Raw genomic sequence first — 24,018 nt, forward strand, 5'->3', positions numbered from 1 at the left:
CCGCCAATAATGGCGGCCAATATGGCGAGCGGATGGGCTGGCACCTTCCCGGCTTCGACGACGCGAAATGGGCAGCCGCGACGGTTCCCGCGGCGACGCCGTCGGCCGGCACAATTTGGTATCGCACGCGCTTCGACCTCGCGGTGCCGAAAGGGCAGGACGCCACCATCGCGCTCGCGTTCGGCGATACCGCCACGCCGCGGTCGAAGGGGCGCTATCGCGTGCTGCTCTTCGTCAACGGCTGGAATATGGGCCAGTTCATCGCCCATGTCGGGCCGCAGCGCGTGTTCCCGATCCCCGAGGGAATCCTGAATCATCGCGGCAGCAACACGGTCGCGCTGGTGGTCACCTCGGACGGTGCGCCGGGCGACGCGCTGGAGACGGTCAAGCTGGTGACGCTGCGCAATGTCACCGGTGGAGTGCCGGTGCGCATGGTGCCCGCGCCTGCACGTCCCGCCGAGCTCAATGCGGTCGGCGCGCGATGACCGGCGACATCGTCACCCGGCGCCGGTTGTTCGGCCGCCATCGTATCAAGGCGCATGGCCCGGCTCTGCCGCCCGTGCGCTTCATCAACAGGAGAAATTGATTGGCCGCCGTTACCCATGACGTGCCGCATGGCGACGTTATCACAGCGATCGATAAGCTGATCGACAATTTGCTCAACATCAAGGACGAGACGGGTGAGTTTCTGCTCCGCCTCGAGGATGGGCGGGTCATCGACACCAAGGGCTGGGCCGGTTGGGAATGGACTCACGGCATTGGCCTGTTCGGCCTGTGGCGCCTGTTCGAGCAGACCGGCGACAAGAAGGCGCTGGCGGTCATCAAGCAGTGGTTCGACGACCGCTTCGCCGAAGGCACCCCGACCAAGAACATCAACACCATGGCCCCGTTCCTGACCTTGGCCTATTTGTACGAATACGAAGCTGATCCGCGTTACGTCTCTTATCTCGACACCTGGGCCGAATGGTTGATGGCGCCCGACGGCCTGCCCAAGACCGAGGAAGGCGCGTTCCAGCACCTCGTCTACAATGACGAGAATCCGGGCGAATTGTGGGACGACACCTTGATGATGTCGGTCCTGCCCTTGGCCAAGATCGGCCTGTTGCTCGACCGGCCTCAATATGTCGAGGAGGCCAAGCGCCAGTTCCTCGTCCACATAAAATATCTCTACGACAAGACGACCGGGCTGTGGTTCCACGGCTGGAATTTCAATGGCCGGCACAATTTCGCGGAGGCATTGTGGGCGCGCGGCAATTGCTGGGTGACGATCGCGATTCCGGAGATTATCGAGATCCTCGATCTACCGCCGGGCGACGCCTTTCGCATCTTCCTGATCGATACGCTGGCGGCGCAGGTCAAGACATTGGCCGAGACGCAGGATGCCGATACCGGCCTGTGGCACACGCTGATCGTCGATCCGACCAGCTATCTGGAGGCATCGGCCACCGCCGGCTTCGCTTACGGTATTCTGAAAGGGGTGCGTAAGGGCTATCTGCCACGCCAGTACGAGGCAGTCGGGATCAAGGCGGTGAAGGGCGTGCTTGCCAATATCGACGCGGCGGGCGAGTTGAAGCAGGTCTCTTTCGGCACCGCGATGGGCGACACGCAGCAATTCTACAAGGACATCGCGCTGACCTCGATGCCTTATGGTCAAAGCCTGGCGGTGATTGCGCTGGGCGAATTCCTCCGCACGTACATCTGATGGTACCGGCGTCGGCGCGAGGGGCGGCGGAGCTGTCGCCCGCCAGCATAAGGAGGGGTTAGGATGGCGAACGGGCCGACCGTGCAGAACCCCGCCATGCCGGCCGCGCCGATGCGGCCGGTGCGCTGGTACAATCTGATCGCCTACGGGTCGAACGACATCCTGGGCGCCGGGTCGATGGCGGTCATCAGCACCTGGATTCTGATTTTCTACACGAGCTTTTGTGGCCTGTCGGCGGCGCAAGCGACGATCATCTTCGGCGTGGCGCGCATACTCGACGCCTTCACCAGCCCGGTGATCGGCCATCTGTCGGATAATCTCGGTCGTACCTGGCTGGGCAAGACATTCGGCCGGCGGCGATTCTTCATCCTGGCGGCCATTCCGCTCCTTCCCTCGTTCGCGATCATGTGGGTCGCGGGGCAGGGCTTCTGGTATTATCTCGTCACCTACGTGCTGTTCGAGATGGTCTATGCGATGGAGATCATCCCCTACGAGACTCTCGCCAGCGAGATGGCGACCGATTATCGGGTCAAGGCCAAGTTCGCCGGCGCGCGCATCCTGTTGGGGCAATGTTCCGCGATCGCCGCCGCGTTCCTTCCCGGCCAGCTGATCAATTATCTCGGCCCCAACTCGCCGCAGACTTTTCTCTATATGGGCATCATCTTCTCGGTGCTGTTCATGGCAGCCGCGGGCCTGCTCTACGCCTTCAGCTGGGAGCGCCAGCGGCCGCCGGGGCTCGAAGAAGCGGAAGCCGCGCCGCGGCCGTCGCTGGGTGCGGCGTTCGCGGCGCTCTATCGCAACCTGTTCTCGACGCTGCGCATCCGGGCATTCCGGCTGCATCTCGGCATGTATCTCGGCGGCTATATCAGCCAGGACATCTACAATGCGGCCTTCACCTATTTCGTGATTTTCGCCTTGGCCGGGTCGACCGCGATCGTCGCCAATCTGGTCGGCGTAACCTATGTCGTCCAGCTGATCGCGGTAGCGCTGGCGATCAACTTCGCGTTGCGCATGTCGCCGTCCGCCGCCTACCGCTTGGCCGCCGGCAGCTTCGCGATCGGCGTCGTCATCTTTCTGGGCATGTATTGGGCCGGCTATACCGCGACGTCGGCGCTGTTCTGGGTTCCGGTGGTCTTCGTCGGCCTGGGCCGGGGCGCGCTCAACTACATTCCTTGGGCGACCTACAATTACATGGCTGATGTCGATGAAATCGTGACCGGCCGCCGTCGTGAGGGCGCATTCGCAGGGGTCATGACTCTGGTGCGCAAACTGAGCCAGGCACTGGCCGTGATCCTGGTCGGCCAGGTCATGGAGGCGTCCGGTTTCGTGCCGAAGGCCACGACGCAGAGCCCGCAGACGATTATCGCGATCGCCGCGGTGCTGGGGGTAGGGACACTGGTCGTGCTGGCGTTCGGCGTGGTGGTCGCCGCGCGTTTCCGGTTGAATCCGCAGACCCACGCCATCCTGCTCGACGAGATCGAACGTTTCCGCGGCGGCGCGCGCAGCCCGACCGACGCGCTTCATGCCAAGGTAGTGGAGGATCTGTCGGGCTGGTCCTATGATAGCCTGTGGGGCAACAATCCGGTCGCGGGACCTAGTCCTAATCAGCGTCTCGCCGAGTAATGCGCTCCATGCGGCCGACAAGCCGAAGCGCCTGCAGCTGGAGCGGTCCTAAGCTCGATTTCGGTGACGCTGAAATACCTTGGGCTCGTGTCTTCGAGGAAGAAGAAGCGATCGGCCCTCGACTGTGGGACACTGAATCTCCGTTATAACGTGGCAATTACTACGCCCCCCCCGATCCGGACCCGCAATATCCCTCTTGTGCTATAATATGTCTGAGTTAAAAAGAGGTCGAACCGGCTGGGACAACGGTCCTGGCGACCCGCGCCCCGGTTCCAAGGGAGATGGAAATGCGTCTGTTGCTCGCCGCCTTGGCTATTTGCGTCGCCGTGCCTTCGAGTTCCTATGCGATGGGAGACGACGATTCCGAAACGGTGGTCGTTCATGGCGACCGGCCAGCTCCGAAGTTCGATCGGCATATTTTTGGCCAGTTCGCCGAGCATCTTGGCCATGGCATTTACAATGGCATCTGGGTCGGACCGCGCAGCAAGATCCCCAACATCAAGGGTTATCGCAAGGACGTGCTTGAGGCGCTCAAGGCAATTCGCGTGCCCGAAATCCGCTGGCCCGGCGGATGTTTCGCCGACGAATATCACTGGCGCGACGGCATCGGACCGCAGGCAAACCGCAAGGTCTCGATCAACACGCATTGGGGCGGTGTCACCGAGGACAATGCCTTCGGCACGCATGAGTTCATGGACTTCTCCGAGCTCGTCGGCGCCGACGCCTATGTCTCGGGGAATGTCGGCTCGGCGCCTCCGGTCGAATTGGCCGACTGGGTCCAATATATGACGTCGCCGGTCGGATCGACGCTGGCCAACGAACGTGCGGCGAATGGCCGGAAAGAACCCTGGCGGGTTCCCATGGTCGGGCTCGGCAATGAGCTCTGGGGATGCGGCGGAAACATGCGTGCAGAATATGCCGCGGACTTGACGCGTCGCTACGGCACCTTCGTCAAGATGCCGGCGGGTCAGCACGTCATGAAGATCGCCAGCGGCGCCAATTCGGGCGATACCGATTGGACCGACACGATGATGCGCATCGCCGGCGACAAGATCGACGGCATTGGCGTGCATTATTACACCGTACCGGGCAACTGGGATCACAAGGGTGCGGCAACGGGCTTCGACGAGAACCAATGGGCCCTGACGCTTGCCGCAACCATTCGGATGGACAAGATCATCACCGAACACGCGGCGATCATGGACAAATACGATCCGGCCAAGCGTGTGGCATTGTTGGTCGACGAATGGGGGACCTGGTACGATGTCGAGCCCGGCACCAATCCGGGTTTCCTGTATCAGCAGAACAGCCTGCGCGATGCGATCGTCGCCAGCCTGAACTTCGACATCTTCGCGCGGCACACGGATCGTCTGCGCGGCGCCAACATCGCCCAGATGGTCAATGTGCTCCAGTCGCTGCTTCTCACCGAAGGCGACAAGATGGTGAAGACCCCAACCTATTGGGTGTTCGACATGTACAAGGATTATCAGGACGCGACCGTGTTGGCGGTCGACGTCGATGCACGGACGTACAGCAAGAACGGGACTTCGCTGAAGGCGATCAGCGCGAGCGCCGTTCGCGATGCGGCGGGGGTCGTGCATGTGGGGCTCACCAACGTCGATCCGAACCGTGCTGAGACGGTTCGCGTCAAGCTCGATGGCCTCAACGTCACGCACGTGTCCGGCCGCATCCTGACCGCCACGGCGATGGATGCGCACAACACGTTCGGCGCTCCCGACACGATCAGGCCGGCGCCTTTTACCGGCGCCAGGATCAGTGGACAGACGCTGAGCGTCTCGCTGCCGCCCAAATCAATCGTGATGTTGGACCTGCGCTGAGCCGGCCTCTGCGAGCGCCGATTTCCCTCACAGGCAATGTTGAGGCCGCCCCGCAACGGGCGGCCTCCTTTTTTTGTGCGGCAGGGAAAAGCTGTTCAGCTCGTCCCTCCTATCCTCCGAACCGAACGCCGATCCACAACGTTCTGGGCGTGCCGAGATCGATCGACCCCGCCTGGTTGCGAGTCATGACTTGCGCATCGAACACATTCTCGGCGCGGACGACCGCGCTGAAACCGTGCGCGATCGGCAGCTTGCCGAACAGGTCGACGGTCGTCGCCGCAGCCAATTTGTCGGTCTGCAGATCGTCCTCATATTGGTCGCCCACGTAACGCAACGTCGCCGACACTATGGGTCCGGCCTTGGGCGACCAGGCGATCGTCGCGCTGGCCGCATGGCGAGGGCTTTGCGCCGGGACCAGGCCGTCGAACGCATTGCCCGGCGCCCGCACCTTGCTGCCCGAATAAGCATAAGAGGCGGACATCATCATCGCGCCGCGCCGCCAGACGATATTCGCCTCGACCCCTTTGGCCTCGACGGCGTCGACATTGCGGCGCTGGCGCAAATTGGTACCGATCGTCACGTTGGCGATCGCATCGGCCAGCTTGTTGTAGAACAATGTGCCGGAAAGCGTCAGGCCGGGTAATGGCGTGACGTCCAATCCCGCTTCCACCCCGCGCAGCCGCTCGGGCTTCAGGCTGGCATTGGCCTGGGTGGTGACGGGAAAGACGGTGAATGGCCGATAGAGCTCGTTGAGCGTCGGCAGGCGGAAACCGGTATAGCCCGCCGCGCGCAAGGCGAACGCGGCAACGGGGCGATAGAGCAAGCCGGCGCGCCCGGTGAACTCGGTTCCGCTGCGATCGGGAAATGCCTGGTTGCTGGTCGCGACGCCGGCGCCGTTGCGTTCGTGGAAGAAGCCCCGAGTCAATGTCCAGCGATCGAGCCGCGCGCCGCCGGTCAGCACCAATTTGCCCAGCGTCCAGTCATCCTCGATGAACAAACCCGCGACGCTCGTATTGCCGCCCGCATTGCGCCGCGCGGTCACCGCGCCGACGCTGTTATAGGCGTCCTCGAACAGCTCGCCGTCGGCCAGCCTGACATCGCCGCCGATCCTCACGACCTGGTCGCGGCCGACCGGCGGGCGCAGCTCGATCTTGCCGCCGGTGCCGGTCGCGGGGGTGTTGCGCTGGTCGAGCGTCAGCTTGAAGCTGGTCGCGCTGATCACCTTGTTGGAGAAATTGCGTGCCTGAACGTAGGCGAGGGCATCAACCTGCCAGCCGCCGCGATGGACCAGCCGGATGCTCGCATCCTCGCCCTCAGAGCTCGAATCGGCGCCGCGGAAGCGCAGCGTGCGATTGTCGCCGAACAGCAGGCCATGGAATTGCACTTCGGTATCGGCATCGATCGGCGCGACCGCGCGCGCTGATGCCGACCAGTCGCGGTACCGCGCGGGAACGCTTGCCGCGACACGTTGATCGTCGGGCGTCGTATAGAAACCGTCGCCGCGCTCGAACCGGCCCGACAAAGTCGCGAAGCCGCGGCCGAGGCTGGGCGACACGCTGGCCGACATACTCTCCGACTCTCGGCTGCCATACAATGCCTCCGCACTCAGCAGCGGCAAGTCGCGCCGCCCGGCGCTGACCAGTTCGATCGTTCCCGCGACCGCGCCGGCGCCGAACGGCCCCGACCCGCCGCCGCGCGTCACGCGAATCCCGGCGAGGCGATCGGGCACCAGCGCATTGAACGGCAAATAGCCGAAAAACGGATCGGCGATCGGCACGCCATCGAGCAGCACCAGGGTCCGGCTCGAGGCATTGCCGCCCAGCGCGCGCAGGGTCGCGCCTTGCGCCGACGGATTGGCCGAGCGGCTGTCGGAGCGGCGGAACTGCTGAAAGCCGGCGACGTCCGCCAGCACGTCTTCGACCCTGCCCGAGGCGTCGTTGGTCAGCCGATCGCGGTCGATCATTGTAGCACCATAAGCCGGTGTGCCGGGCGGCAAATCGAGCCCGGTACCCAGCACGATGATATCGTCCTCAGCCGTCGCCGGGGCGGCGGGCGTGCTCTGCGCCTGCGCAGCGATCGGCCAGGCGATCGAAGCGACGAGAGCGAAGCGCGCGGTACGTAACGACATCGGCTGACCTTTTGAGGTGGAAGCGGCGGCCGGAGTGGTGGCCCCGGACGCCGCCCTTGGCAAGCGGGACTGGACGAACATCGGCGCGCTGTGAGCTACGACGCAGGCTACGCGGTGGCCAGCGTCGGGCCATGGCATCAGCAGCTAATTGCGAAGGCCCGGGACGGGCTGGGCATGGACATCACCCTTGGCCGCACTGAGCGCAAAGGCGAGCAGCGGCAGCGCCAGCGCATAAGCGTATTGCGTGAGGGTGACGCCGATATTGAACGGGAACCAGATGGTGGGGACGCCCAACCGGGAAAGCTCATTGATGAACAGCGCGATCGCGATCACCGCCATCGTGGTCAATGCCAGCCCCCTGCGTTCGCCGCGCGCGATGATCCGCACCGCAATCACCACGAACAGGACGGCGAAGACGCCGCGGCCAATGGCGACCAATGCATCTGCATGAGTAGCCGCTCCGACGACTCTTATCATCCAGGCCGCTATGCAGGTCAGCAAGACAATGCGCCGGTCGCGCCCGTCCGCCCAGTCGTTCCAGGCGGCCGTCCATGCCAGCATGGCGAGCGGCGAGAGCAGGATGGCGTTCTGCCGATCCAGTGTCGAAATCCCGATCAGGTCGGTCCAGGAAGCGACCGCGTTCCCCAGCCTGAGACAAGCGGTCGCGACGAGGGCGACCGATAGCCATCGGGCAAAGCCCGGCCTGGCTGTCGACGGCGCCACGACAAGCGCGATCGCCGCGAGCAGGACCATCATGATCGGTAACGCCAGCTCGACGATATAGCCGGCAATGGTTCGACGCCATTGGGCATTGTACAATGTCTTGCCGAACGAGGCCGCGGCAAGGGTAGGGGCGCTTCTAAGCCCGCCGCTCTGATTGTCCCGGCCAAGCCCCGGCTGCATATAGGCCCTGATCGCCAGCAACGCGGAATGCTCGCCCGCCGACGGCGGAAGCTTGACCAGGAATGGCCGGGCACCGACCACTTTCGGATCGTGGTCGAGCCTGCCGATGCCGCCGATCGGCTTGCCATTCCAGAACATCTCATAACCATCATCGACCATCGTTGGGCCAAGCAACGCCAAGTCGCCCTGCGCGGGCAAGGCAACGCGGCGGCGATACCAGCCATAACCCTCAAGATCGGGATGGCCGCGCGCGTGCCAACCGGCGAGATAACCGGGAAGGCCGACGTCGAAATCGTGATTGCTCGGCAGCGAAACCAGGTCGATCCGATCCCAGTTGCGATCGTCCGTCCGCGGATCGGCCCAGCTTGGATCGTCGCCCGGATGGAAGCGCCACGACCCGTCCAGCACCTTCGCCGCGCCGACCGGGTCCGGCCGGCCACCGATCGCAAGCATGGCGACGACCGCGAGCAGCATCACCAGGCTGAGAGAGCAGAACCAGAATCGCAGCCGTTGAAACAATTCGCTTCCCCTACAAGCTGCTCGAGCGAAGGTGCATTCTGGAACTGGAGCAGGTAGTCCTGACTGCACCAGTTAAATGCGTTACACTGGTGCAGTCAACGGAGTGCATGTTGAATGGCCGTTTCCGCTCCCCGTCCGGTTTCCGCGGTCCGCCTGGATGGTGGCCGCCTGGCCATTGATTTCGCCAACACGATCCACGACCGGTTCGCGGCGGACGTGGAGGATTATATCGCGACGCCCGAACGATTTGTGGAATGGGCCAGGCGCTCCGGCGCGATCGCTGCCGGCGAGACGATCGACGTGTCGCGTCTGGACGGAGAGGGCGAACGCCTGATGGCGGACGTTCGCTCGCTGCGAGATGCCACCTATCTGCTCTTGTCCGCCTGCATTGACGGGGTCTCGCTTGCCAAAGGCCCGCTGCTGGTTGCAAATCATTGGCTGCTATCTGCCCGCCAGAGCCAGTCGCTGACCGAAGGCGGCCTGATCGAGATGTACGCGGATCCGGAGGATCTTCGTCTTCCCCTCAAGCGGATCGCTTTAGATCTCGTGGATACGCTCGCGTACGCCCGTGCCAGTAAGTTCACGCTCAAACATTGTGCGAACCAGAGTTCCTGCGGATGGATATTCGCGGATACCAGCAAGAACGGACGACGGCGGTGGTGCGCGATGCAAACCTGCGGGACCGCGAGCAAGACGGAGACTCGCCGGAACAAGGCCTAAGGCCCGCGATAAGCTGCAAGCAGGAACCACTCAGTCTGGAAGGAGCAGAGCCGGATCATAACTCCGGGTTATCGGCGCAAGACGTAATTGCGATTGATTCCTCGTCCCTGCTCACGGACGTTGGTGCGCCCGGTCATTAGTAACGTCCGAGAGCTAAAAACATCAGGGGGAAATCATGGCGCCTCATTCGCGTTCCCAAGTCGCACATCTGCGTTCCGCGTACCTTGCCGGTTGTGCCGCGATATTGATGGTATCTCCACCCGCATTTGCCGCCAGCGCCAACGATGCGGCGCCGGCCGCGCAGGAAACGCCCCCTGCTACACAGCCAAGCGACGATCAACCGCAGAAGGACATCGTCGTCACCGGCTCGCTGGTGCGCAGCACCGGCTTCACCGCACCCACGCCGGTCACGGTGATCGATGCCGACGCTTTGGCACGGGTCGCCGCGCCCAATGTCGCCGACGCGATCAACCAGATGCCGGCGCTGCGTCCCTCGCTCACCCCGACCAGCGCGGTGAACGCCGGCGGCGGCACCCAGATCGGCGGCAATTATCTCGACCTGCGCGGTCTCGGCTATGCCCGTACCTTGGTGCTGCTCGATGGCCGGCGTTATGTGCCCTCCAACCCGACCGGCGCGGTCAACCTCAACAATATTCCCCAGGCGCTGATCGATCGGGTGGACGTGGTGACGGGCGGTGCCTCTGCCGCTTATGGCGCCGATGCCGTGGCCGGCGTCGTCAACCTGCAGACCAAGAGGAACCTGGAAGGCCTCAAGGCGACGCTGCAGGCTGGCGAGGCAGGCGCGGGCGATTATCGCAACGTCCTGATCTCCGCGGCGGCCGGGATGAAGCTGACCGACAGCATGCATTTGATATTGGCCGGAGAGTATTCCGACAATTCCGGCATTGCCCGCTTGGCCGCACGGCGATGGGCTGCGGCCGGCGCCGGTCTGCTGGCCAATCCCAATGCCGGCAATGGCGGGCTCGGCACGCCGAGCCAACCGCGCCAGTTTCTCGTCACCAGCGGGCTGCGTAACAGCAATTCCACCGCCAACGGCGTAATCACGGGGGTGACCTTCCGGCCCGGTTCCGGCTCGCCGATCAACACCATCACCGGCCTGCCATCCTATTTGAAAGGCGTGCAATTCAACGATGCCGGCCAGGCGGTACCGTTCTCGCTGGGCACGATGACGACCTCGGGCACGATGCTGGGCGGGGACGGTGTGAACGGCATGGCCGACCAGGTCGGGGCGACGCCGATCACGCGCTATACCGCTTATGGCAAATTGAGCGGCGATATTGCGCCCGGCTGGACCGCGTTCATCGAGAGTTCCTACAGCCATTTCCATTCGCTGCAGGACGGCATCCCTTCGACCTTCAGTTACTCAATCGCGGCGGACAATTTCTATTTGCCGGCAGACCTGGCTGCGACGCTGGCGGCCAACAAGGTCGCCGCCATCACCGTCAACAAGCTCGCCGATCAGAATGCGCGGACGCTGACCAGTTACAATACCGACGTCTACCAGATCACGCTGGGCGTGCATGGCGAGCTCGGCAAGAGCTGGTCGTTCGACGGCTATTACGGCCACGGCCGCAACTACAATGACAATATCAGCCGGAACAACCGCATCCTGACCAATTACGCTCTGGCGATCGATGCCGTGGCCGATCCGGCGCATCCGGGTTCGGCGATCTGTCGATCCACCCTGACCAAGCCGGGCAATGGCTGCATCCCGCTCAACATCATGGGCAAGGTCGATCCCAGCAACCCGGCCTTGGGCTACGTCAACGGGGTCGCCGAAACGATCAACGATATCGAGCAGGACGAGCTTTCGCTGACGCTGCGCGGCGAGCCCTTCTCGACCTGGACCGGGCCCGTCTCGCTGGCCGTGGGCGGCGAATATCGCAGCCAGTCGTTGAGAGTGAATTTCGACAGCGCCTCGCGGGCCGGGGCCTATTCCGCTCCCTCGCTGCCTTATTCCGGCAGCGTCGACGTCAAGGAAGCGTTCGGCGAGCTGCTGATCCCGCTGCTGTCCAATTCGCCTTTCGGCAAACGGCTGAGCGTCGATATCGCCGGACGTGTCACCAACTATACGACCTCGGGGACGGTCGAGACCTGGAAAGCGGGCGTCGATTACGCGATCAACAATTCGATCCGGCTGCGTGCGACCGAATCCCGCGACATCCGCGCGCCCAACCTGACCGAATTGTACCAGAAGAGCGGTAGCTCCTTCCTGACCGTCACCGATCTCGATCCGCGCTATCTCGGGCAAAGCTATCTGGTCACCGCGCTGACCGCGGGCAATTTGAACCTGAAGCCGGAAACCGCCAGGACCTTCACCGGCGGGGTGGTGCTGACGCCGAGCTTCATTCCGCGGCTGAGCATCTCGGTCGACTATTATAATATCGACATCAAGAAGGCGATCATCCAGCTGACGCCGGCAACGATCGTGCAGCAATGCTTCACCACCAACACGGCGGCCTGCCAATATATCACCCGCGACAATAGCGGGCTGATCACCACGGTGTTCAGCGGCCCGACCAATCTCGCTTATGCCATGACCCGCGGCATCGACGTCGAGATGAGCTATACGATGCCGGTCGGCAGCGATCGCATCGTTTTCCAGGGACTGGTCAATTATCTGATCAAGACCGAGACTTATGACGGGACCGTCCACGTCCGACTGGATGACAGCGTGGTCCAGCCGACCGTCGCCGGGATGGGCGGCAACCCGCGGTGGAAGGCGAACGCCAATGTCAGCTATATCGCCGGCGACTGGCGCCTCAGCGCCACCGCGCGTTATGTCGGCGGCGGCTTCATCGATCGCACCCTGACCGCCAGCAATATCGACAAGCTGACTGTGAAGGGACGGCTCTATACCGACCTCTCCGGCGAAGTGACGATCTTCCATCCGCGCGGCGCGGGCAGCAAGGTCGCGCTGTTCGCCGCGGTCCAGAATTTGTTCGACACCGACCCGCCGATCACCGGCGCGGGCGGTTATGGCACGACGCGCGCGCTGTACGACACGATCGGCCGCCAGTTCATGGGCGGGTTGCGCGTGAAATATTGAGGCCGATCGCCGACAAAAAGGGGAGGGTAACCTGACTCGGATTGCACATCTGCCGCTGGTCGCGCTCATCGCGGCGTCACTGGCGGCGTCGGCGGCAACGGCCGCTACGCCGGCCGAACCGGCGGCGGCCAAGGCTGCTGCGGTCAAAGCCGCGCTGGCTGTGCCCGCCACTGCGGCTGCGCCGGGCTGCGCGGTCGGTCTGTTTCGGGGCGGCAAGACCGAATTGCAGGTCAATGACGGCTATGCCGATGTTGCGACCGGGCGCCGGATCGACGCCGATACGCAATTCTACGCCGCCTCGGTCTCCAAGCAATTCACCGTCGCCGCGCTGATGCAATTGGTCGCGGCCGGCAAGGTGCGGCTCGACGCCGACGTCCATCTTTATCTGCCCGATCTGCCGCCCTATCCCGATCCGCTGACGATCCAGCATTTGCTGAACATGACGGGCGGGGTGCGCGATTCCCTGGTCTTGCTGCAGCTCGACGGCATCGAACCGCTTTCCCGCGCGAACAGGGCCCAGGCACTGGCCGAGGTGTTTCAGCAACGGGATACCAAGTTCAAGCCTGGCACCGCCTATGATTATACCAATGGCGGCTATCTGCTGCTGTCCGAAGTGGTCGAACGCGTCTCGGGCGAGAAGTTCGAGACATATGTCGGCTCGCATGTGTTGAAGCCGCTCGGCATGACCCGCAGCTTCGTCATGCTGGGCAGTCGCACATCGGACGCCAATGCCGCGCGGGGCTATACCATACCCGGCGGTAACGTGACGCTGACCGACGAAATCCCGCTATTCGGGGGCAGTGGCGGGCTGATCACGACGATCAACGATCTCGCCAAATGGTATGCCGATATCGACAACGGACATAAGGTCTGGACCCCGGAGGTCACCCGGCTGATGACCACCCCCGGGCGGTTCACCGATGGCAGTCCGGTGCGCGATCACGGCCAGGGCCCGGTCTATGGCAATGCCCTGCTGATTGGTCCGCACTGGTTCCACCACACCGGTGCCGCCGGGGGATTCAAGACCCTGTTCGGCTATAATCGCGAGCAAAGATTCGGTGTGGCGCTGCTCTGCAACAATGGCGACTATAATCCCGACAAGGTGGCCGATGCCGTGCTCGCCGCCTATGACGGAAGCGTGCCGCGCGTCAGCGAAGGCGCATCGCCTTCATCGCTCAACGGCCGCTACGGCAATCCCAACCTCAAGGCGGTCTATTCCATCGCGCTTACCGAAGCCGGCGGCACGGTGACCGTCACAGATCGCACCGGCAAGCCGGGCGTGCCGCAAGTGCTGGAAGCCACCGGCCCAGGCCAATATAAAGGTCCTGGCTACACGCTGAGTTTCGACGACGACGCCATGGGCTTCACGCTGACTATCCCGCGCGTGTCGCTGCACTTCACCAGATTGCCCTGACGCAGCGTTGCCGGACTACTTTAGTGGCGAGGCCTGGAGCGTCATCGTCGCGAAATCGATCGTCAGCAGCTTGAGCTGGGCGATCATATCGCTGCCGATGCGCCCGGCGCCATCCTCGCTGTCGTCGATGTCGACCTTGAACGCGGTTAGCGGGATGTCGCCGATGCTATAGTCAAGGCGGGGCAGTACGCGGACCTTGGTGGTAACGAAACCGCCGGCGCCGCCGACCGTCGTGTTGCGTTCGGTGGCACTGGCAATCTGGTCCGTGGTCAGCAGAGCGAGGCCCGGTTTGCGTAAATCGGTCGAGTCGGCGCCGCTGTCGAACTGGGCGCCCATCGTGCCGACCGCCGTGGTGATCGGGATGCCGAGGCCGTCCTCGTGCCAATAGACGCGCACCGTCTTGCCCTTGGGCATCGGCGCCGCGCTGCCAAGTGCAAGCCTGGCGCCGCCATCGAGCCACGCGATCCGGCCGAGCGCGGCGAACGCTGGAAGACCGAAGATCGCCGGGATCGTGTAGTCCTTGCCGAGTTTCAGCATCGCGTCGGGCAGGATCAGCACCGGAAGGTTTTCGACGGTCGCGGCGCCGATCGTTGCTTTGTCGATCACGCCCAATTTGCCGGTCACGCGGTTGCTGGTCGAGGTGCCGACATCGCTCGATCCCGGCAGGACGCGCACGCCGAGCTTCGCCGCGGTGCTTTCGGTGACGACCGAGATCTCCGCGCCAGTGTCCATGAACCAGGGCAGGGTGATGCCGTTGACCGTGACGTTCGCGCTCTTGCTGCCGAGCGGATTGGCGATGGTCGCCACCGTCGCGCCGCCATGTGCGCGGATCGGCGGCGCGGCGCGGAACGCCTCGGCGATCTTCTCGTCGCTGGCGTCTTCTCCGTCGGGCGCGAGCTTGTTCGCCTCGGCACAAGCGGTGACCCGCTTCTCGCCGCCCAAGGTAACGCCGTAATCGTTGCACAGCCTATGGAACAGCATTGCGCGCAGCGCGGCGGGCGCGTCAGCGTGCACGGCCAGCCATGCCTCAATCGCGGCGTCCTCCGCGGCACCGCCGAGTTGAGCATCATATGCCAGACGTTCGGCAGTCCCAGCTTTGGGCGGTGGCGCATAGACATTGGGTTGGGGAAGCGCGGTCTGGGCTAGCAGCAAGGCTAATGTCGCAATCATGGCGGCGTTTCATATCGACCGTCTTATCAGAGTGCTACACTTGTTTCGCCGGATTGAGCCGGTAAAGGCAGCGCATGACCGAGCTGCCCAAGACCTTTGACCCCGCCGAGATCGAAACGCGCTGGTATGCGCATTGGGAGACGAGCGGCCAGTTCCGCCCTGACCGCCCTGGCGCCGAACCCTGGACGATCGTCAACCCGCCGCCCAACGTCACGGGCTCGCTCCATATCGGCCATGCGCTCGATAACACGCTGCAGGACGTGCTGGTCCGCCATGCCCGGCTCAAGGGCAAGGATGCCTTGTGGGTGGTCGGCACCGACCATGCCGGCATCGCGACGCAGATGGTGGTCGAGCGCCAGATGGCCGAGCGCCAGCAGAAACGCACCGATTTCACCCGCGAGGAATTCGTCGCCAAGGTCTGGGACTGGAAGGCCGAGAGCGGCGGCGAGATCACCCAGCAGCTTCGCCGCCTGGGTTGCTCGATGGACTGGGCCAACGAGCGCTTCACGATGGACGAGGGCTTTTCCAAGGCCGTCCTGAAAGTGTTCGTCGACCTCTACAATCAGGGCCTGATCTATCGCGACAAGCGGCTGGTGAACTGGGACCCGGGTCTCGGCACGGCGATCAGCGACCTCGAGGTCGAGACCAAGGAGGTCAAGGGCAGCTTCTGGCAAATCCGCTACCCGCTGGCCGACGGATCGGGTTCGATCACGGTGGCGACGACGCGGCCCGAAACCATGCTCGCCGACATGGCGGTCGCGGTGCATCCGGAGGACGAGCGCTACAAGGCGATGATCGGCAAACAGGTAAAGCTGCCGATCACCGGGCGCCTGATCCCGGTCATTGCCGACGAACATGCCGATCCGACGCTCGGTACCGGCGCTGTGAAGATCACGCCGGGGCATGACTTCAACGATTTCGAAGTGGGCAAGCGCGCCGGGTTCAAGGCGGGCGAGATGCTCAACATGCTCGATGCCAAGGCCCAGGTGACGCAGACCGCCGACGGGCTGATCCCTGAGGATCTGCTCGGCATCGACCGCTTCTGGGCGCGCAAGCTGGTGGTCGAGCGGCTGAAGGAAGGCGGCTTCCTGGTCCCGCATGTCGACAAGGACGGCGTCGAGCATGACGCCGAACCGCGCACGATCCAGACGCCTTATGGCGACCGCTCGGGCGATGTGATCGAGCCGTGGCTGACCGACCAATGGTATGTCGATGCCGAGACGCTGGCGAAGGCGCCGATCGAGGCGGTGCAGTCGGGCGCGATCAAGATCGTGCCGAAAAGTTGGGAAAAGACCTTCTTCAACTGGATGGAGAATATCCAACCGTGGTGCGTCAGCCGGCAGCTGTGGTGGGGACATCGGATTCCGGCTTGGTTCGGCTTTGGAATTTACGAAAAGCCGGTGACTGGCGAGTATGTCATCGCCGCCGGTCTGCCCGAGGAGGGTGGGCTTAATACTTCGGGCCTCACCGATCGTGAATCAGTCTTCGTTGCCCAAACCGCGGATGAAGCGCGCGAATTGGCAGCCGATCGTTATCGAGAGTTTGTTGGCGAACGCGAAATTGTCGCTGTCGAAAGTCGTGACGAAGCGTTCAGCCTGATACTAGATGATAAACTCGATCTGTCGAAACAGCTGCCGATTTGGCATGACAGCGACGTTCTCGACACCTGGTTCTCCTCTGCGCTTTGGCCGTTCGCGACGATGGGCTGGCCCGACGATACCGATCCCAAGCTCCACGGCCGCTATCCCAATGACGTGCTGATTTCCGGCTTCGACATCCTGTTCTTCTGGGACGCGCGGATGATGATGCAGGGGATGCACTTCATGAAGGACGTGCCGTTCCGCACGCTCTATCTGCACGGCCTGGTCCGCGCGGCCGACGGGCAGAAGATGTCCAAGTCGAAGGGCAATGTCGTCAACCCGCTCGGGCTGATCGACCAATATGGCGCCGACGCGCTGCGCTTTTTCATGGCGGCGATGGAGAGCCAGGGCCGCGACATCAAGATGGATGAGAAGCGGGTCGAGGGTTACCGCAACTTCGCGACCAAGCTGTGGAACGCCGCGCGCTTCTGCCAGTCGAACGGGATCGGCGCGTCGAAGACGCTTGAGGCGCCCGTGGCGACGCTGGCGGTCAACAAATGGATCATCGGCGAGACGATCCAGACGGTGCAGGCAGTCGATCTCGCGCTCGCCGATTACCGTTTCGACGGTGCCGCCAACGCGATCTATCAATTCGCCTGGAGCCGGTTCTGCGACTGGTATCTCGAACTGATCAAGCCCGTCATGAGCGGGGACGAGCGCGGCGCGATCGATGAGGAAAGCAAGGCAGTCGCCGGTTGGGTGCTCGATCAGATCCTGGTCATGCTCCATCCGTTCATGCCCTTCGTCACCGAAGAGCTTTGGTCGAAGCTTGGCGCGCGCAATTATGACCTGATCGTCGCCAAATGGCCGATCGCCGATGCACGGGCGATCGACCCCGAAGCGGGCAGGGAGATCGACTGGTTGATCCGGCTGGTTAGCGAAGTGCGGTCGAGCCGCACCGAACTCAACGTGCCGCCGGGTGCGCGCTTGCCGGTGCACCTGCGCGATGCGTCGGCGGAAACGCTGGCGCGGTTCGACCGGCTGGCGCCCGCCATTGCACGGCTGGCCCGCATCGATCGTGCCGAGGGTGATGTCGCCGGCGGCGCGGCGCAGGTCATACTTGACGAGGCGACCTTCGTCCTGCCGCTCGAAGGCGTGATCGATTTCGACGCCGAGCGTACGCGCCTAACCAAGGCGATCGAAGCGGCATCGAAGGAGCGCGACAGTCTGGCCGGTCGGCTCAACAACCCGAGCTTTGTCGAACGCGCGAAGCCTGAGGCGGTCGAGAAGGCGCGAGCGGATCATGCTGAAAAGTCCGCTGAGGCCGAACGCCTGACCGCGGCGCTGGCGCGGCTGGGTTAGCCACACCGACAACGTCACCCCGGCCTTGTGCCGGGGTCCACTCCTCCTCTTGCGAAGGCAGCGGTAGTGGCACGGTGGATGCCGGGACAAGCCCGGCATGACGAAAGTGACTGCCAACTTCGGGCGAATGCCACCCACCGACCAATAACGCCAAGGAACATCTCCGCTTCGAACGGATTATGTTGCGCCTTGGGCTAGGCGAAGCCGCGAGCATTCCGTATCGGAACGCACGACAGCGAAACGATCAGAAATCCGGCCGTCCGGGCCGAAGAAAGGCAATCCACCGTGGCGCAGCCGCCGCAACAGCCTCAGCAACGGGGGCCGGGAGGCCGACGCGACCTGACCGTCGGGCCGATCGGCTCGACCTTGCTCGCCTTCGCGCTGCCGACGCTGGCGTCGAACATCCTCCAGTCGCTCAACGGCTCGATCAATTCGATCTGGGTCGGGCGCTTCCTGGGCGAAAGCGCCCTCGCGGCGACGTCCAACGCCAATATCATCATGTTCCTGATGTTCTCCGCCGTGTTCGGCTTCGGCATGGCGGCGACGATCCTGATCGGCCAGTCGGTCGGTCGCTACGATATCGAAGGTGCGCGACGCGCGTTCGGCTCGGCCGTCGGGTTGGTGATCGGCGGCGCGGTGGCGATCTCGATCCTCGGTTGGCTGTTCGCGCCGCAGATATTGCGGCTGCTGGCGACGCCGGGCGAGGCGCAGAATATGGCGCGCGACTATCTGCGCGTGATTTTTCTCGGCCTGCCTTTCTCGATGCTCGGCGTGCTCATCTCGATGAGCCTGCGCGGCACTGGCGATTCGGTCACGCCGCTGTGGTTCATGGGGTTGAGCGTCGCGATCGACAGTAGCTTCAACCCGCTGTTGATCGACGGCATCGGCCCATTCCCCAAGATGGGCATCGCCGGGTCGGCGACCGCGACGTTACTCGCGGGGATCGTGTCGTCGGCGGGCATGCTCATCTATGTCTATTGGCGCGACCTGCCGATCCGCTTGCGCGGGCATGAATTGCGCTATCTGATCCCCGAAAAGGCGCTGGTGAAGACGATCCTCGCCAAGGGTCTGCCGATGGGCGCGCAGATGCTGGTCATGTCGACCGCCGGTCTCACGATGATCGGCCTGGTCAATCGCCACGGCGTGGAAACCGCTGCCGCTTATGCGGTGTCGCAACAGCTGTGGACCTATATCCAGATGCCCGCGATGGCGATCGGTGTCGCGGTCAGCTCGATGGCGGCGCAGAATATCGGCGCCGGCAAATGGGACCGCGTCAATGCGATCACGCGGTCGGGCATCGTCTACAACACGATCATCACGCTCGTCGTGATCGCCGCGATCATCCTGTTTGACCGCCAGGTGATGACCCTGTTCGTCGGCAGCGACAGCCCGGCGATTCCGATCGCGCGGCATATCCAACTGATCTCGAGCTGGACCTTCGTGATGTTCGGAGCGACGATGGTGCTGTTCTCGACCGTGCGCGCCAACGGTTCAACGATCCCGCCGCTGGTGATCCTGGCAGTCGCTTTCTACCCGGTCCGCCTTGGCTTCGCGATCTTCGGCCAGCGATTGATCGGTCCCGATGCGCTCTGGTACGCGTTTCCGCTCGGTTCGCTCGTCTCCCTGGTGCTGGCGGCCTGGTATTATCGCAATGGGCGTTGGCGCGAGCAGGTCCTCATCGTCCCACCCGAGCCCGAGGGCGAGGAACAGGCGCACGCTAGCGGCGAGCCGGCCGGGCGGTTGCATCCGACGGGCTAGGTTGTCGCTCCGCCCTCTTGCGCGCAGCGGTGTGGGGGCTCAAATGCGCCGCCATGAGCCATTATCCAGCGACCCGACTCCGCCGCCCTCGCGCTTCGGCGTGGAGCCGGCGGATGCATGCCGAAACCGTCCTGACCGCGGCCGATCTGATCTGGCCGCTGTTCATCGCCGAAGGACAGGGCATCGACGAGCCGATCGCCAGCCTGCCCGGCGTGTCGCGCTGGTCGGTCGACGGCATCGTCGCGCGGGCGAAGGAAGCGCGTGACCTCGGCATTCCCTGCATCGCGCTGTTTCCCAACACGCAGCCCGACCGTCGTACCGACGACGGCAAGGAAGCGCTCAATCCCGACAATCTGATGTGCCGCGCGATCCGCGCGCTCAAGGATGCCGTGCCTGATATCGGAGTGCTGACCGATGTCGCGCTCGATCCCTATACCAGCCACGGCCATGACGGCTTGCTCGACGATAGCGGCTACGTCCTCAACGACGCCACGGCGGACGTGCTGGTCGGTCAGGCGCTCAACCAGGCGGCCGCTGGTGCCGACATCATCGCGCCGTCGGACATGATGGATGGCCGCGTCGGCCTGATCCGCGAGGCGCTGGAGGCGGGCGGCCATGTCAACGTCCAGATCATGTCTTATGCCGCCAAATATGCCAGCGGCTTCTATGGCCCGTTCCGCGACGCGGTCGGCTCGCGCGGGCTGCTCAAGGGCGACAAGAAGACCTATCAGATGGACCCGGCCAATGCCGAGGAAGCGTTGCGCGAGGTCGGGCTCGACCTTGCCGAGGGCGCCGACAGCGTGATGGTCAAGCCGGGCTTGCCCTATCTCGACATCATCCTGCGTGTGAAAGACCGATTCGAAGTACCTGTATTCGCGTACCAAGTGTCAGGCGAATATGCGATGTTGGAGGCGGCGATCGCGGTCGGTGCGGCCGAGCGCGACGCGGTGGTGCTGGAGACGCTGATGGCGTTCAAGCGCGCCGGATGCTCGGGCGTGCTCACCTATCATGCGCTGCATGCGGCAAAGCTGCTGGCGAAATAAGCGAGGCTTGATGATCGAAACCCCCCGCCTGATCCTTCGCCCGTGGCGCGAGGACGACAAACCCGCGTTCAACGCGATCATCAACACGCCCGCGATGATGAAGCATTTCGGCGGAGTCGTGCCGCGCGAGGAGATCGATCCGCTGATCGATGCGCAGATGGCGAAGCAGGAGGCCCATGGTCATTGCATGTGGGCCGTCGAGACCAAGGCGGACGGTGCGCTTGCGGGGATTTGCGGGCTCAGGCTGGGCGGGCATGCCGATACGCCGGTCGACGGTATGTACGAGCTCGGCTGGCGCATCGCCGAAAAGCATTGGGGGCAGGGGATTGCGCGGGAAGCGGCCGAGGCCAGTCGCGACTGGGGCTGGGCGAACACACCGGCCGAGACGATCGCGGCGTGGACCAATCCCGATAATGCGCCGTCCTGGGGGCTGATGATCCGGATCGGTATGACGCGCCGCCCCGAACTCGATTTCCGGCATCCACGTTATCTCGATAATGACGACGTGATCGGCGACATGATCGTTTACGCGATCGATCGCCCGCGATGAGCGCGACCGTAGTCGAGACGGAACGACTAATCCTGCGCGGCTGGCGCGACAGCGACGTCGCGCCGTTTCATGCCATGTGCAACGATCCGGAGGTCATGCGCTACCTCGGGCCGCCGCTGAGCCGCGAGGATGCCGCGGCCGCTGGAGAACGCCAGAACGGGTTCATCGCCAGCCATGGCTATTGCTTCTGGGCAGTCGAGCGAAAGGCTGATGGCGCTTTCCTGGGCTTTTGCGGTCTCAAGCCCGGCCCGGAGGGCACGCCGCTCGCCAATCAGGTCGAGATCGGCTGGCGCTTGGCGCGTGACGCCTGGGGTCAGGGCTATGCGCGCGAAGCGGCCGAGGCGGCGATCGCCTGGGGTTGGGCGAACACCGATGCGCCCGAGATCTTGGCGATGACCGTCGTCGGCAACGAGCGCAGCTGGGGCTTGATGGAACGGCTCGGTATGGTGCGCGATCATGATAGCGACTTCGATCACCCGGCGGTGCTCGTGGGCGATCCGTTGAGGCCGCATATCGTCTACCGGATGGTCCGGCCCCAGTCCCAAAGCGCGTCGTCGAGGCGCCTGACCACATAATCCGCGCCCGATCGGGAAAGATGTTGCTGGTCGATGAAAAACGGGACCTCTCCGTCATCGGTTCGGCACCGGTCGTTGGGGCACAACAGGTCGCGCAGTGGCACGAAACGCGTGCCGGGGACGGCGCGGGCGCTATCCGCGACGATCACGCTGCCGCGATCGGCTAACGGTTCGAAGAAGCGATCGTCGACTGAACCCGCCATCTCGCTCAGCCCCGGCGCCGCATAACGCTCCAGGGCCCCACGCAACGGCAGCGCCTGCGCCCAGACATGGCGCGCCGGATCGAATTGCAACCACGGCACATCCCCGAGCAGGACGACCTTCTTGCCGGCGTCACGGAGGCGAGTCAGCGTTCGGCCGAGCGCCGCACGCAGTTCGATCTCGCTCGAGCTATCCGCGCTCGCGCCGTCGGCGGGTATCACGCCATCGCCGATCGCGATGGCATGGGCACTGAAGGGCGACTGCCAGAATGCAGTCAGAACGACGATCTTGATGCGCGGATCCCGCGCTGCTTTTTCGATCGCCGCGATGTTGAAGTCGGCGCAAGCGCGCGATGCGCCGGGATGCTCGCGCAGCCTGAGCGTCGCGCCGAGCAACGGTGGGCAGGACCCCGCCGTCATCTGTATCAGCCCATAACCGTGCGCACGGGCATTCTCGCGCAACGCTTCGCCGAGCGCCGATGCATGGCTGTCGCCCAGTAACGCGACGAGCGGGCCGCTACCGGGCGGCGCGCAGAATTGGGTCGCGTTCGGACGGTCGACGCCATAGCCGGTCAGGCAGAGGCTTCGGCTGTTGGAGAGAATGCTCTCGATGCGTCGCGACGATGCGCCGGCCCGATCGGGAATGCCGCCGGATACGGCAATGCCACCGAACAACGCCAGACACAGCGCAAGCGCAACGCCGTAGCACCGCAGGGTCGCCGGGTTGGTGCGGTTCTGCCTGGGTTGACGCCAAGGGAGTTCGACCCAACGCCAGCAGCAATAGGCAGGAACGATCGACCCGATCGCCGTCGCCGCGAGCAGCAGCGGCGGCACTGGGCCGGCGGCGGCGATGCGAAGGAAGGCGAGCGGCGGCCAGTGCCAGAGGTACCAGGAATAGGAGATGAGCCCGATCGCGACCAGCGGGCGGCTGCCGAGCAGGTGGCGGTTGATACCGCTTTCGGGTGCCGCGATCATCATCGCGGTACCGATGGTGGGCAGTAGCGCGGCATAACCAGGAAAGCGCATCTGTTCGTCGAACAGCCGCAAGGACGCGGCGATCGTCATCAGCCCGGCGACGGCGATCCATTGCTGCACGGCAGTTGGAAGCCGGAGGCCCGCACGGCGGGCGATCGCCAGCGAGACGCCGATACCAAGTTCCCACGCACGTGTCGGCAGCAGGTAGAAGGACGCTACCGGCTCGATCGGCGTCGCCAGCAGGCCGAGCAGAAGCGATAGGCAGGTAATGGCGAGCACCGCCCATAACGCACTGCGAATGCTCCATCGGTGAAGCGCCAGCAACAAGGGCGGCAGGAGCAGATAGAATTGTTCCTCGATGCCGAGCGACCAGGTCATCAGGAACGGTTCGAGCCCCGCGCTTGGCGTGAAATAATCGATCGTGTGGAAGAACCAGAGATTGGAGACGCCGAGCAACGCGGCGACCGCGCTGATCGCGAACCGCGCGAGTTCGCCCGGGCCCAGGATCAGCAATCCCGATCCGAGCGTCACCAACGAGACGGCGATGAGCGCCGGCAGGATGCGTCGCGCGCGCCGGGCGTAAAAGGCGGCAAAGCTGAACCGTCGGTCGGCGATCTCGCGATGGACGATTCCGCCAATCAGGAAACCTGAGATGACGAAGAATATATCGACGCCGGCGAACCCGCCGGGCAGCCAGCCGAGACCGGCGTGAAAGAGCACGACCGCCGTCACCGCGATCGCGCGTAGTCCGTCGATATCGGGACGATAGCCGGCGCGCGCGCCGACCAAAGCCGATCGGTTCGCAATTTGCCCGGCCGCCATGTCCATCGCAGCGATCTAGGCGATAGAAGTTGAAAGAAGCTGAAATCCGATAAGCTTAGCGATCAA

The 24,018-nt window shown here is 63.9% G+C and carries 16 protein-coding genes; 12 read left to right on the forward strand and 4 right to left on the reverse strand.

What is annotated here, in order from left to right; all coding sequences use genetic code 11:
- From SAS01S_RS08920 to SAS01S_RS08935, 4 genes are all read left to right on the forward strand, one after another.
- Positions 1-485: beta galactosidase jelly roll domain-containing protein (locus SAS01S_RS08920; protein ID WP_169804932.1), on the forward strand; the 485-nt coding region annotated here is incomplete at its 5' end.
- Between the two features lie 101 nt (positions 486-586).
- The gene (gene bglB / locus SAS01S_RS08925; protein ID WP_066807292.1) at positions 587-1,702 is read left to right on the forward strand and encodes a beta-galactosidase BglB; all 1,116 of its coding nucleotides are present in this window, start codon (positions 587-589) and stop codon (positions 1,700-1,702) included.
- Positions 1,703-1,765: 63 nt separating this feature from the next.
- Positions 1,766-3,325, forward strand: a complete 1,560-nt coding sequence (locus SAS01S_RS08930) for an MFS transporter (RefSeq protein ID WP_245656819.1) — start codon at positions 1,766-1,768, stop codon at positions 3,323-3,325.
- Between the two features lie 287 nt (positions 3,326-3,612).
- Complete coding sequence (locus SAS01S_RS08935; RefSeq protein ID WP_066807365.1) at positions 3,613-5,163, forward strand: alpha-N-arabinofuranosidase; 1,551 nt, start codon at positions 3,613-3,615, stop codon at positions 5,161-5,163.
- A gap of 109 nt (positions 5,164-5,272) precedes the next feature.
- On the opposite strand, the gene SAS01S_RS08940 is transcribed toward SAS01S_RS08935, so the two are convergent.
- On the reverse strand, positions 5,273-7,291 hold the full coding sequence (locus SAS01S_RS08940; RefSeq protein ID WP_066807293.1) for a TonB-dependent receptor plug domain-containing protein: 2,019 nt from the start codon (positions 7,289-7,291) through the stop codon (positions 5,273-5,275).
- A 144-nt stretch (positions 7,292-7,435) separates the two neighbouring features.
- The gene (locus tag SAS01S_RS08945; RefSeq protein WP_157082743.1) at positions 7,436-8,713 is read right to left on the reverse strand and encodes a glycoside hydrolase family 2; all 1,278 of its coding nucleotides are present in this window, start codon (positions 8,711-8,713) and stop codon (positions 7,436-7,438) included.
- Between the two features lie 114 nt (positions 8,714-8,827).
- On the opposite strand from SAS01S_RS08945, the gene SAS01S_RS08950 reads away from it, so the two are divergent.
- The 3 genes from SAS01S_RS08950 to SAS01S_RS08960 all read left to right on the forward strand — a co-directional run bounded on the left by SAS01S_RS08950 (position 8,828) and on the right by SAS01S_RS08960 (position 13,917).
- Positions 8,828-9,433, forward strand: coding sequence for a CGNR zinc finger domain-containing protein (locus tag SAS01S_RS08950; RefSeq protein WP_066807297.1), 606 nt, complete (start codon positions 8,828-8,830; stop codon positions 9,431-9,433).
- Between the two features lie 247 nt (positions 9,434-9,680).
- On the forward strand, positions 9,681-12,503 hold the full coding sequence (locus tag SAS01S_RS08955; protein WP_066807299.1) for a TonB-dependent receptor plug domain-containing protein: 2,823 nt from the start codon (positions 9,681-9,683) through the stop codon (positions 12,501-12,503).
- Between the two features lie 160 nt (positions 12,504-12,663).
- Positions 12,664-13,917 (forward strand): serine hydrolase domain-containing protein, encoded by a 1,254-nt coding sequence (locus SAS01S_RS08960; RefSeq protein WP_066807301.1) that lies wholly within the window; start codon positions 12,664-12,666, stop codon positions 13,915-13,917.
- A 15-nt stretch (positions 13,918-13,932) separates the two neighbouring features.
- On the opposite strand, the gene SAS01S_RS08965 is transcribed toward SAS01S_RS08960, so the two are convergent.
- Positions 13,933-15,087, reverse strand: a complete 1,155-nt coding sequence (locus SAS01S_RS08965; RefSeq protein ID WP_084238726.1) for a retropepsin-like aspartic protease — start codon at positions 15,085-15,087, stop codon at positions 13,933-13,935.
- Between the two features lie 74 nt (positions 15,088-15,161).
- On the opposite strand from SAS01S_RS08965, the gene SAS01S_RS08970 reads away from it, so the two are divergent.
- From SAS01S_RS08970 to SAS01S_RS08990, 5 genes are all read left to right on the forward strand, one after another.
- Positions 15,162-18,029, forward strand: a complete 2,868-nt coding sequence (locus SAS01S_RS08970) for a valine--tRNA ligase (protein WP_066807305.1) — start codon at positions 15,162-15,164, stop codon at positions 18,027-18,029.
- Positions 18,030-18,314: 285 nt separating this feature from the next.
- Positions 18,315-19,787 (forward strand): MATE family efflux transporter, encoded by a 1,473-nt coding sequence (locus SAS01S_RS08975; protein ID WP_066807307.1) that lies wholly within the window; start codon positions 18,315-18,317, stop codon positions 19,785-19,787.
- Between the two features lie 53 nt (positions 19,788-19,840).
- Positions 19,841-20,830, forward strand: coding sequence for a porphobilinogen synthase (gene hemB / locus SAS01S_RS08980; protein ID WP_066807309.1), 990 nt, complete (start codon positions 19,841-19,843; stop codon positions 20,828-20,830).
- A gap of 10 nt (positions 20,831-20,840) precedes the next feature.
- Entirely contained in the window at positions 20,841-21,380 is a 540-nt protein-coding gene (locus tag SAS01S_RS08985; protein ID WP_066807311.1) for a GNAT family N-acetyltransferase, read from the forward strand.
- Positions 21,377-21,955, forward strand: coding sequence for a GNAT family N-acetyltransferase (locus SAS01S_RS08990; protein WP_066807313.1), 579 nt, complete (start codon positions 21,377-21,379; stop codon positions 21,953-21,955). Before SAS01S_RS08985 ends, SAS01S_RS08990 begins: the two co-directional genes overlap by 4 nt.
- Here the strand turns inward: SAS01S_RS08990 and SAS01S_RS08995 are convergent.
- Positions 21,898-23,958 carry an acyltransferase family protein gene (locus SAS01S_RS08995; protein WP_066807314.1) on the reverse strand — a complete coding sequence of 687 codons (2,061 nt, stop codon included), beginning with the start codon at positions 23,956-23,958 and terminating at the stop codon, positions 21,898-21,900. The genes SAS01S_RS08990 and SAS01S_RS08995 overlap by 58 nt on opposite strands.
- Between the last annotated feature and the right edge of the window lie 60 nt (positions 23,959-24,018).

It is taken from the genome of Sphingomonas asaccharolytica NBRC 15499, from assembly GCF_001598355.1.
GTDB lineage: Bacteria > Pseudomonadota > Alphaproteobacteria > Sphingomonadales > Sphingomonadaceae > Sphingomonas > Sphingomonas asaccharolytica.